The 11,077-nt window shown below is 40.2% G+C and carries 11 protein-coding genes and 2 pseudogenes; 7 read left to right on the top strand and 6 right to left on the bottom strand.

Going from position 1 to position 11,077, the window contains the following annotated elements; genetic code table 11:
- Window positions 1-114: 114 nt before the first annotated feature.
- Window positions 115-243, top strand: coding sequence for a hypothetical protein (locus tag WN50_RS36795; RefSeq protein WP_281062622.1), 129 nt, complete (start codon window positions 115-117; stop codon window positions 241-243).
- A 301-nt stretch (window positions 244-544) separates the two neighbouring features.
- Here WN50_RS36795 and WN50_RS01760 read toward each other — a convergent pair whose 3' ends face one another.
- Complete coding sequence (locus WN50_RS01760) at window positions 545-826, bottom strand: hypothetical protein (RefSeq protein WP_049557605.1); 282 nt, start codon at window positions 824-826, stop codon at window positions 545-547.
- Window positions 827-953: 127 nt separating this feature from the next.
- Here WN50_RS01760 and WN50_RS35690 point away from each other — a divergent pair.
- The 4 genes and pseudogenes from WN50_RS35690 to WN50_RS35680 form a co-directional block, all read left to right on the top strand.
- Window positions 954-1,223, top strand: a 270-nt coding sequence (locus WN50_RS35690) for a hypothetical protein (RefSeq protein ID WP_152964673.1), incomplete at its 5' end; no start/stop codon positions are given.
- 686 nt (window positions 1,224-1,909) lie between these two features.
- On the top strand, window positions 1,910-2,635 hold the full coding sequence (locus WN50_RS01755) for a hypothetical protein (protein WP_200906183.1): 726 nt from the start codon (window positions 1,910-1,912) through the stop codon (window positions 2,633-2,635).
- 60 nt (window positions 2,636-2,695) lie between these two features.
- Window positions 2,696-3,797 (top strand): annotated as a pseudogene (locus WN50_RS35685) (hemolysin family protein); the annotation flags it as partial.
- A gap of 1 nt (window position 3,798) precedes the next feature.
- A partial coding sequence (locus tag WN50_RS35680; RefSeq protein WP_342586722.1) for a transporter associated domain-containing protein occupies window positions 3,799-4,504 on the top strand: 706 nt, incomplete at its 5' end.
- A gap of 264 nt (window positions 4,505-4,768) precedes the next feature.
- Here the strand turns inward: WN50_RS35680 and WN50_RS01740 are convergent.
- From WN50_RS01740 to WN50_RS01735, 3 genes and pseudogenes are all read right to left on the bottom strand, one after another.
- The gene (locus WN50_RS01740) at window positions 4,769-5,167 is read right to left on the bottom strand and encodes a hypothetical protein (protein ID WP_235440794.1); all 399 of its coding nucleotides are present in this window, start codon (window positions 5,165-5,167) and stop codon (window positions 4,769-4,771) included.
- 19 nt (window positions 5,168-5,186) lie between these two features.
- Window positions 5,187-5,763, bottom strand: a pseudogene (locus tag WN50_RS33670) (single-stranded-DNA-specific exonuclease RecJ); the annotation flags it as partial.
- A gap of 1 nt (window position 5,764) precedes the next feature.
- Window positions 5,765-7,311 (bottom strand): single-stranded-DNA-specific exonuclease RecJ (locus WN50_RS01735; RefSeq protein ID WP_049557608.1); only part of this gene is annotated, 1,547 nt, incomplete at its 3' end.
- A gap of 95 nt (window positions 7,312-7,406) precedes the next feature.
- Here WN50_RS01735 and WN50_RS01730 point away from each other — a divergent pair.
- Window positions 7,407-8,189: a Uma2 family endonuclease gene (locus WN50_RS01730; protein ID WP_046276521.1), complete on the top strand. Its 783-nt coding sequence runs from the start codon at window positions 7,407-7,409 to the stop codon at window positions 8,187-8,189.
- A 117-nt stretch (window positions 8,190-8,306) separates the two neighbouring features.
- Here the strand turns inward: WN50_RS01730 and WN50_RS01725 are convergent, their stop codons facing one another.
- Complete coding sequence (locus WN50_RS01725; RefSeq protein WP_046276524.1) at window positions 8,307-8,516, bottom strand: type II toxin-antitoxin system HicB family antitoxin; 210 nt, start codon at window positions 8,514-8,516, stop codon at window positions 8,307-8,309.
- A 263-nt stretch (window positions 8,517-8,779) separates the two neighbouring features.
- Window positions 8,780-9,061 carry a hypothetical protein gene (locus WN50_RS01720; RefSeq protein WP_046276522.1) on the bottom strand — a complete coding sequence of 94 codons (282 nt, stop codon included), beginning with the start codon at window positions 9,059-9,061 and terminating at the stop codon, window positions 8,780-8,782.
- A gap of 257 nt (window positions 9,062-9,318) precedes the next feature.
- Here WN50_RS01720 and WN50_RS01715 point away from each other — a divergent pair.
- Window positions 9,319-11,077 (top strand): tetratricopeptide repeat protein (locus WN50_RS01715; protein WP_160315333.1); only part of this gene is annotated, 1,759 nt, incomplete at its 3' end.

Genomic DNA, 11,077 nt, shown 5'->3' with positions numbered 1-11,077 from the left:
CCTGCGTTGACTGGATACTGAGAGGAGTTTTAGAGGAACTGGAGTCTTATAAAAAAGCAGGATTCCTGCCACCTACTTATCAAACCCCCCTCCGATCTTCAGAGGATGAGCCAGATGAGTAATGTGATCGCATTTCCAGTTCAACAGTCTCTCGTTTGGCGATCACTGTACATTGAAACACTGACTTTGCTGTATCGCTGTACATTGATTCATGTAAATGCGATCGGCCACCTGTTAACCTGAGAACAGTTCTTTCCAGACGCTTTCTCCAATAAGGAATGGTGTGATATTAGCCCCTAGCCATCATGGTTAGGGGTTTTATTTTGGGCAATTTGCGATCGCAACTGCTCAATAGACCTGATCAACTTCCCTGCCGAGTTGGACGTGTAACCCCTCTCCCTTTTTAGTTTTGGGACTGTGTTGGCCAACCAATTTTCTAGCTGTATACACCTGTCTACACCACTGTCTACACTGTCTACACCTACCTGTATACACCTGTCTACACTACTGTTAACAGATTGCCTGAGTGTTTCCAGTTCTTCACTCAGGCGTTCAGCTTTCCCAGGCGTTCCTCTAACTCCTCAAAACGTTCATCCAGTCTAGTTTGTAGCTGTTCTAATTCCTCTCTTATATCAGGGGTGTCTACACTGTTAACAGGGGTGTCTACAGTGTCTACAGGACTGTTAACAGGGGTGTCTACACATTGACTGATGGATAGTAACAATCTCTTAGCTGCAAGATTGAGACTTTCACCCGGTTCACACTGCCCTCTAAGCCAGTCCAGTTCACTATTTGAGAGTCTAAAGCTAATCAGTTCACTTGCCATGTCTACACCTGTCTACACTACCTGTCTACAGTGTATACGGTAGGTGTCTACAGTGTCAACACTATCTGTTAACAGGTGTCTACACCCTACTAACAGGTAGACTAGATTAAAACATCATTGGCCATGNGGATTGTTGGTGATGATTCAGAAAAAGTTTAGCGATCGCCCATTCCTTCTCAAAGACGTTCTCAATCGGGGTGAGTCAGCCAGCTCAACTAAGAGATTATTGAGAGAACTGGTAGATACAGGTTTTCTCTCATCCGGTCAACTCAGACAATCAGCAACAGGTTATTTCTCAGTTCCAAGTTACCGACTGATTCAGTCCCTACCTATCTCCTTTCTGAATGATGAGGTAACAGACCAGTCAGTTAGAAAGACAGTAGAGCTGAGACAGTAGAAAAATTAAAAGTTAAGCATAGAGGTTAAGCACCCTTCTCTTGAGGGGTGTTTTTACTGTGTGTGAGGACTCACTAGNCAGTAGAAAAATTAAAAGTTAAGCATAGAGGTTAAGCACCCTTCTCTTGAGGGGTGTTTTTACTGTGTGTGAGGACTCACTAGAGGTAAATTGAACAGTGTGTGAGGACTTTGTGAAGACTAAAACCCCTATTATATATAGCTTGTGAAGACTATGAGGACTTTACCTTATTTAAAGGAAAGAATAAAAGTAAGTCGTTAGAGAGAACTATCAAAGAGTCTATATATCTGTCCCTAGCCCCATGTTGATGGTGAAATCAAGGGTTAAATTTTGAGACCAGAAAGCAGTATTGGCGAACTCTCAAGGCAATTAATTTACGCCCTATTGGTTAACTGACAGGTGAACCCATTAATAATGTAGGAAGTCGGGAAAGTCTCAAACTGCTTTTGTGCGTGGGATGCACGGTAAAATAGAAAGAAAGGAGACGTAGCCTGCTACTNAATAATGTAGGAAGTCGGGAAAGTCTCAAACTGCTTTTGTGCGTGGGATGCACGGTAAAATAGAAAGAAAGGAGACGTAGCCTGCTACTATATCCTATTGAAACTAATCTCAATCACGATCACTCACACTGACACTTACAGGAGATGGGATTGAACTCAACCGTAATAATGACCGTCGTTTTACTTGTGCTTATGTTTGGAGCCGGGTTTTTTAGTTCGGCTTGGGGGTACAAACTGGGTCGGGAAGCTTTGAAAGAGATTACTCAGCCTGATGTACGTCCAAGTAATCTAACGGGTAAAAAGGAAGAAACCGAACGCAAAACTGATGGCGTGAAAATGCTCAAAGAAGGTGACATTCTGGCGAATGTGAAGAAGAGAATGGAAGGGAAAGATGATGAGACAACAGCTTCTGCTCCCGCCAGTGATAAACCCCAACAGCAAACCGAACAGAAAGCCGCACAAAAACCTGAACAAAAACCTGAACAAAAACCTGAACAGAAAGCCGAACAAAAACCTGAACAGAAACCCCAACAGCAAGCCGCTTCATCTACTTTTCCGATTGTCAGTCGGGATGAGGGGGTAACGCTAGAGGTGACTTCAGCGAGTCAAACTGGAAGTTCGCTGCTTTTGAACGTACAGCTTAAAAATGAAAGCGATAGTTCGGTCAGATTTCTCTATAGTTTCTTGAACGTAACGGATGATAAAGGTCGTGCTTTAAGTGCGAGTGTTGATGACTTACCGGGACAGTTACCTCCTGATAGCCAAACCTATGTCGGAACGGTGAGTATTCCCACCGCACTGCTCGATAATGCTAAAGAATTAGCCATCAGTTTGACGGATTATCCCGATCAGAAACTAGAGCTAAAAATGTCTGGAATTCCAATTGTGAGATAAATAAGTTTTAATGTTTGTGCGACTTTTTTTAATAGAACTCATGTGGGTGACTTTTCTACAATGACGCTGACTTCCCAGGATTTGCTGGTGCGATTGTTGTCAGTATTTCTGCTGATTGCAATCAACGCTTTTTTTGTCACTGCTGAGTTCTCGATGGTTTCTGTCCGCCGATCGCGGATTAGTCAACTTGTAGATGAAGGAGATCGTCCGGCGAGGGCGGTTCAACGGCTTCAGCGACGGATTGATCTTTTGCTCTCTACGACTCAGTTTGGAATTACGCTATCAAGTTTAGCGTTGGGTTGGATCGGAGAGGGAACGCTAGCAGTGGCGATTCGATCATTAATCATTTCGCTTCGTTTACCTCTCGTTTTTCAAGATATTATTGCTCATTCTCTAGCAATTCCTATCTTGACGTTTATGTTAATTGCTTATTTGCAAATTGTTCTGGGTGAGCTATGTCCGAAGTCGTTGGCTCTGCTGTATCCTGAACAACTTTCGCGTTTATTAGCCCCTCCAAGTTTAGCGATCGCTCGTTTTTTTAGTCCGTTTGTTTGGGGCTTAAATCAATCCACTCGTTGGCTTTTAAAACTCGGTGGAATTGAATATACCGGACAACCTTATACAAGAGTTACCCCAGAAGAATTACAACTGATTATTACAACATCTAGTGAGTCGATGGGCTTAGAAGCTGAAGCCAGAGAACTCCTCAATAATGTGTTTGAATTTGGGGATGTTTTAGCGGAAGAAGTAATGATTCCCCGAACCAATATTATCGCAATTTCAAGCACTGCGACTTTTCAAAATTTGCTTGATGAAATGGCTGTTTCGGATCATTCTCGTTATCCCGTTATGCGGGAATCTTTAGATGATATTTTGGGAATTATTGACTTTAGAGACTTAGCAAAACCCTTAGCTGAAAGACGGCTCTCTCCAGAAACTTCGCTAGAATCTTGGATTCGCCCTGCTCGATTTGTCTCTGAACAAATGCTGTTGAGTGAATTGTTACCGTTGATGCAGCGATCGCATCTAGAAATGGTGATTATTGTTGATGAATTTGGTGGAACGGCTGGATTAGTGACGATTAATGATTTGATTGCAGAAATTATTGGAGATAGTTCAGAACCGACAGAAACAGAAGAAATTACACTTCAATATATTGATGNCCCTGCTCGATTTGTCTCTGAACAAATGCTGTTGAGTGAATTGTTACCGTTGATGCAGCGATCGCATCTAGAAATGGTGATTATTGTTGATGAATTTGGTGGAACGGCTGGATTAGTGACGATTAATGATTTGATTGCAGAAATTATTGGAGATAGTTCAGAACCGACAGAAACAGAAGAAATTACACTTCAATATATTGATGAGCAAACTTTTTTAGTTCAAGCTCAGTTAGATATTGAAGAAGTTAATGAACTGGTTGACTTAGATCTTCCGATTACTGAAGAATATCAGACTTTAGGCGGTTTTCTGATCTATCAACTGCAAAAAATTCCGACTGTCGGGGAAACACTGCGTTATCAAAATCTGGAATTTACTGTTGTTTCAGCAGAAGGGCCACGTATTGAGCAAATTCAAATTCATCAAGTTGAACCTGAATCGGAATCTGAAGCTCTTGATCCGATCAATCAGCCAGTAGAAGCCACTGAATTTTCAATGGATGAAGAACCTTTTAATCCGTCTGAAAATCGTATTTCAGAAATCACTATTCCCGAGGAAAATCAAACAGAAATAGCAGCAGAACGACGGGAGATCAATCAGGAGATTGGCAGAGAAGAACAGAGGAGAATGGAAGCCGAAAGCCGAGAAATCAATGAGGAAATAGGTCAAGGTGATCGTCTGAGAGTCGATGAAGATAACGAAAGCTGAAGAATAACTTATGTTTTCTATTCATCCCCCATTCCTAAAGCATGACAAGCTGCTCGAATTAAGTGGTGAAAGAAAGGTTCAGAAATATCAACAATTTTCGCTTCCTGTCGATTTTTTCCGAGTAAACCTGTTTTTTGTCCCTTCTGACTCTACCTCCCTTTTCCTTCCTCCTTTCTCCTTNCGAGAAATCAATGAGGAAATAGGTCAAGGTGATCGTCTGAGAGTCGATGAAGATAACGAAAGCTGAAGAATAACTTATGTTTTCTATTCATCCCCCATTCCTAAAGCATGACAAGCTGCTCGAATTAAGTGGTGAAAGAAAGGTTCAGAAATATCAACAATTTTCGCTTCCTGTCGATTTTTTCCGAGTAAACCTGTTTTTTGTCCCTGCTGAATCGCAAGAACTTTTCCTTCAGCATTGCGAATTCTTAGTTCTGTCAGTGAACCGCTATCGCAGAGGCTACAAGTATATTTGCGATCTTTGTAGTAAAATTCAGCTACTTTCTGTGTTTTGGGTGTTATAACTGTAGGGGTTTGAGGAAGTCGCACCCCAACAATTTCTAGTTGCAGTGAAGTTTGACCTTGCCAATCATTTGTTCTGAGTTTATAGGCGATATCTAACTGAGTGGGTAAGGGAAAATATTCCCCCCAACGCCATGCAATTGCGTCTAAACTCGGTAGNTGCGATCTTTGTAGTAAAATTCAGCTACTTTCTGTGTTTTGGGTGTTATAACTGTAGGGGTTTGAGGAAGTCGCACCCCAACAATTTCTAGTTGCAGTGAAGTTTGACCTTGCCAATCATTTGTTCTGAGTTTATAGGCGATATCTAACTGAGTGGGTAAGGGAAAATATTCCCCCCAACGCCATGCAATTGCGTCTAAACTCGGTAGTGCTGTAATTTTATTTTCTGATCTACAATCTTGAGAAAGCGTGAGTTTAAGATGTTCTTTTCCGGCTAGTTGTTGTTTAACAATTCTAACGTTAGGAGTCCAAAAAATAGGAGAATCATTTTCGATTCCACAGGGATGGAGTTGATCAATTTGATGATAGAGAGCAAAATTAATCTGTTTAAGATTAGCTTGAACATCAATTTTTATCAATGGTTTTAAATGTTCAATTTCTAGGCATTGATGAGCAAACTGACTCAAACGTTGGCGAAATTCATCTAGGTTTTCAGCAACCAAAGAAAATCCCCCTGCGGCTTTATGTCCGCCAAATTTACCCAGTAAATCGGCACAAGATTGTAAGGCATCAAATACNAAATTAATCTGTTTAAGATTAGCTTGAACATCAATTTTTATCAATGGTTTTAAATGTTCAATTTCTAGGCATTGATGAGCAAACTGACTCAAACGTTGGCGAAATTCATCTAGGTTTTCAGCAACCAAAGAAAATCCCCCTGCGGCTTTATGTCCGCCAAATTTACCCAGTAAATCGGCACAAGATTGTAAGGCATCAAATACATGAAATTCGGGAATTCCTCTGGCTGAACCGCGAATTTTTTTAGAGGGTTTTTCTGATAAATTTTCTTCGTCTTCTTTTTCTTCTTCATAGGTGCCAATAAATACCGGAACCCCATAACGATCAACTAAGCGAGACGCGACAATTCCAATTACTCCATGATGCCATTCTGGTTGAACAACAACTAAAACTCGCTCTTTTTTAAGATCTATTTTGCTGTTCTCACACCAAGCGATCGCTTCTTGTTCGATTTTTTCACAAAGTTGTTGACGCTGTTGGTTAATTTGTTCGCATTGCATCGCCCGTTCTAGGGCAATTCCCATGTTTTCTGTGGTGAGTAATTCGATCACAATTTGCGGATCAGCAATGCGTCCAACGGCGTTAATTCTTGGCCCTAAACGAAAGCCAATATCTTCGGGTTTAATAACTTTTTTAGTTTGTTCATTTGAGGATAAATTATCTGTATTTTCGGATATAGTTCGAGTTGAACCGCTTAATCCAGCCACTTCAATTAACGCCTGAACTCCCTGAATTTCCGAACGCATTAATCGCTGTAATCCCCGTTTCACCCAACGACGATTCACCCCGGTTAAAGCAGCTAAATCTGCTATCGTTCCTAATGTAAATAGTTCTAATAAAGGATTCACTAAACCCTGAACTTTACCCATTTTTTGCGCCAGAGAAATCGCTAACACATAAGCCACACCAACCCCTGCTAAACCCCGATAATGAGACGTTTCAGGAATCAGTTTAGGGTTAAGAATCGCATGGGCGGGCGGAAGTTCTGGGGGGAGATCATGGTGATCGGTAATAATCACCGTTAAGCCTAATTCTCGCGCTTTAGCAATCGGTTCGTAAGCAGAAATGCCATTATCAACCGTTAAAACTAAGCTAATTCCCTCTTGATGAAACTCTTCAATAATCCGATTATTAATCCCATAGCCTTCTTTCATGCGGCTGGGAATGGCATAACTGACATCTGCACCTAACATAGAAAGCGATCGCATTAATAAAGCGGTACTCGTCATTCCATCGGCGTCATAGTCTCCACAAATCGCTATTTTTTGGTTTTGAATAATCGCATTATGTAAAAGTTCTACACTTTTTGCTAGGTCTGGAAGTTCATTAATGGGCGCTGGTAAAGCCTGAGACTCTGGATCTAAAAAAACAGTCGCTTCTTCAACCGTGTCGAACCCTCGATTAATCAACACTTGTGCTAATAGCGGTGAAAGTTGGGTGGCTTCAGCGAGTTGTTGTGCTTTTTCAGGTTGGGGGGGGAAAATGTGCCATCGTTGGTTCGGTAAGTTCGATAAAGATGCAGGTAAAAAAGAGGGAGACTCTGACACGGTAGCATTCAACTTTTAGAAACCCTGTCTATTTTACACCAATTTTGAATTAAAATTTGTTTATACTGACAGGATTACAAAACGTTGAAAAGACTATGACTTCTAAAGTCAACGAACTCACGGCTTTTCCTGACCATACTCAACTGCCAGAGTCGGATGGTACGTTTGTGAAAAACTTCCAAGAGCATCCTCAAAGCATTCTGCTGACTGATTCTATTAAACCTGTTCTAGAAAGACGACACCCCGACGGACAATATTGTATTGGTCAAGATAGTGGGATTTACTGGCGAATGACAGATCCTCCCGAACGGGGGGCAGAAGCACCAGACTGGTTTTATGTTCCCAATGTCCCTCCCACTTTAGACGGTGAATTTCGTCGTTCTTATGTGTTGTGGCAAGAATTGGTTCCTCCTTTAATTGTCTTAGAATTCGTCTCAGGAGATGGCAGAGAAGAACGAGATAAAACGCCCCTTTATCGCCTCAATTCTAGCAATCAAAAACCGGGTAAGTTTTGGGTTTATGAACAGGTGATTCGTCCGGCTTTCTATGGAATTTATGAGGTCAAAAAAGCAAGTGTAGAAGTTTATCATCTGTTTGAGGATCATTATGAATTGTTGACTCCCAATGAACGGGGTCACTATGCGATCGCACCCTTAGAAGTTGAACTGGGAATTTGGGAAGGTCAATATCAAAATTCAACCGTTCCCTGGTTGCGGTGGTGGGATAATCAAGGGAATTTATTATTAACTGGAGATGAACGAGCGGAACTTGCTGAAAACCGTGCAGAACTTGCTGAAAACCGTGCAGAACTTGCTGAAAACCGGGCAGAACGATTAGCAGCACAGTTAAAAGCCGCAGGAATAGAACCTGACATTTAAACGTGTTTTACTCTGGAAGTATGAGTTAGGTGGGCAATACCCATCTAATTCAAAAATTGGAGTGTTTTTTGTCCGAGATGCACCCAATTCAAAAATTTAGATTATCGTTTCCTTTGACTAAAAACATTCAACGTAATCACAAATAGTTGTGGGTTCAGGAATTGGTAAACCTTCGATTTTTAATCCTTCTAAATGAAACTCAATCGCTTCTTCAATTTGCTGTTTTGTTTCAGAAATCGTTTTTCCGGTTGCTACACATCCGGGTAAATCAGGAACATAAGCCGAATAGTTATCCTTCGCTTTTTCAATCACAATTGCATAGCGCATTTTAATCTCCTTTTTTATCTCATATAATTTGTTAATTTTAAAAATCTTCAAAATTGTAGCAAAGTGGGCGTTAACCAAACATAACGCACCACTCACAATTAAACCGAAAAAATAAAAACTAGCTGAGTCCAGCTAGTCGCCAATGTTTATCTAACGGAGAAAAAACAAACCCAACATTGACTAAAANAATCTTCAAAATTGTAGCAAAGTGGGCGTTAACCAAACATAACGCACCACTCACAATTAAACCGAAAAAATAAAAACTAGCTGAGTCCAGCTAGTCGCCAATGTTTATCTAACGGAGAAAAAACAAACCCAACATTGACTAAAATCAAACCATCTTTTTTCTCGGGTTTGTAGACACGCCATGTCCCGGTTGGAACTTCACGCTGATAGGATTGATTTTGGCGTATTTTCTGGTAAATAGTCGTTTCCGAACATTCGACTAACTCTGCTGCACGTTTAACACTACAATCAGCTTCCACTAACACTTCTACAGCTTGATTGAACAAAATTAGCTGATTGGTGTTATCATTTTTATACATGAAAATTCCTTTGGTCTATAAAGACCACTAAATGAGTCAACTGGGGCTAACCAGTAACTCGTTTGCAATTTAAAGCGATTGAGAGCCTCTCTAGTTCCAGCTAGGGAGGTTCAATTGCTTCTATGGTAAGGATAGAGCAGAATTTCAGCAATGTCAACACAAAAATAACGTACCTTTATAAAATATACGATAATATTGGTGTACATAACCCAATCACTGACATGAACGCACCTTTACTCTCGCGGTACACCCCCAGAATGATGGAACACAGCGTGTTAGAGGAGATTTTTGTCCAGCGTCACTCACAAGTCGAGGAACTGATAGAAAGCATCCGCAGCAGCGTTGTCAGTCGTGAAAAACAGCACATTTTGTTGACGGGTTCGCGTGGTATCGGGAAAACTCATCTTGTATCGCTCATTTATCACCGTATTCGTGAGAGAGAGGAACTTCAGAAACAACTATTTATTGCATGGTTGAGTGAGGAAGAATGGAGTATTACTTCTTTTCTGGACTTTTTGATCTGTATCTTTAATACCTTGCAAGTTGAGTCCACCAAAACAGATCAACCTTGTCCCCCGTCGATAGAGTCACTTTATGAAATATCTGTCGATGCGATGGAGAAAGAAGCTTCAGTTATTCTCAAAGAATTTATTGGCGATCGCACTTTACTGTTAATAGTAGAAAACTTGGATGAAGTGTTAAACGGGTTGGACAGTGAGGGACAAAAGCAACTGCGTGGCTTTATTGAAGAAAATCCCTGTTTTATGTTAGCCACAGCATCAAGTTTACCCAATGCGGTTAAACGCAAGAGTTCAACATTTTATCAGTTTTTTAATCACAAAGAGTTAGAAGAATTAAAGTTGGAAGATGCGAGAGACTTACTCGCAAAAATTGCCAAGCTCAAGGGAAATAAAGAATTAGAGGATTTTATTAAGGAGACAACTGGATTTAATCGTATTAAAGCTGTTTATCATCTGGCTGGTGGAAATCATCGCCTGTATGTTATTTTTTCAGAATTTTTAACTCATCGAAATTCTCTCGATCAGTTAGTTGAAGCTTTTATGCGAACTCTAGATGATCTCACGCCTTATTATCAAGATCGAATGAGATCTATTTCACATCAACAACGAAAAATTATTGAGTTTTTGTGCAAGACTCGGACTGCTGTTACCGTTAAAGAAATTGCTCAACGCTGCTTTATGACCCATCAAACGGCATCTAGTCAGCTTAAAAAGTTATCAGAAATGGGTTATGTGTGTTCAAAAATGTATGGACGTGAATCCTACTATGAAGTCAAAGAGACAATGATGCGTTTTTGCTTGGAAGCTAAGAAACAGCAAGGCGAACCGATTAAGTTATTTGTAGACTTTTTAAGGATTTGGTTCACTCAACAAGAATTAAAAGAGCGATTAGAAGTTCTTCCGCTTGATGCTAAAATTGAGCGAGATTATCTTACATACGCACTCAGTAAAATTGAAGATGATACTCAGCAATTACTGGCTGACAAAGCTGACAAATACGATCAAGATTTTAATAATTATTTAGAAAAGCGTGATTTGGAAAGTGCTTTAAACTCCGCACAAAATTTAATAAAAATTCGAGGTGATGCAAAAGATTGGGCTGCACAGAGTATATGTCTTGCAGAACTTGGTCAAAAAGATAAAGCCTTACAATCAATAAATCAGGCACTTGAAATAGAAACAAATAATGAAAATATATGGTTAATCAAAGGGGTAATCCTTTTGGATTATATTAATTCTTATGAAGATGCTATTCACTCATTTGATCGGGCAATTGAAATAAATAAAAATAATTTTAAGGCTTGGTACAACAGAGGTTTGGCATTAGCTAAAATCAACTGTTTTCAAGACGCCCTTATATCTTTTAATCGAGCAATTAGGTTGAATCCTAAAAATTTAGATGCTTGGCGAAATAGAGGATTAGCACTTAAGAAACTTCAGCGATATGAAGAAGCATTAGCATCCTTGAATAAAGCAATTGAGCTTGATCATGAAG

This window comes from Limnoraphis robusta CS-951, from assembly GCF_000972705.2.
Note: the sequence above shows the minus strand (reverse complement) of the source record. Positions and strands in the feature narration are given on the sequence as shown.

Bases quoted from the DNA above. Each gene is read 5' to 3' on its own strand.
- WN50_RS36795 (WP_281062622.1), top strand. From the start codon at position 115: ATGAGTAATGTGATCGCATTTCCAGTTCAACAGTCTCTCGTTTGGCGA.
- WN50_RS01760 (WP_049557605.1), bottom strand. From the start codon at position 826: ATGGCAAGTGAACTGATTAGCTTTAGACTCTCAAATAGTGAACTGGAC.
- WN50_RS01755 (WP_200906183.1), top strand. From the start codon at position 1,910: ATGACCGTCGTTTTACTTGTGCTTATGTTTGGAGCCGGGTTTTTTAGT.
- WN50_RS01730 (WP_046276521.1), top strand. From the start codon at position 7,407: ATGACTTCTAAAGTCAACGAACTCACGGCTTTTCCTGACCATACTCAA.
- WN50_RS01725 (WP_046276524.1), bottom strand. From the start codon at position 8,516: ATGCGCTATGCAATTGTGATTGAAAAAGCGAAGGATAACTATTCGGCT.
- WN50_RS01720 (WP_046276522.1), bottom strand. From the start codon at position 9,061: ATGTATAAAAATGATAACACCAATCAGCTAATTTTGTTCAATCAAGCT.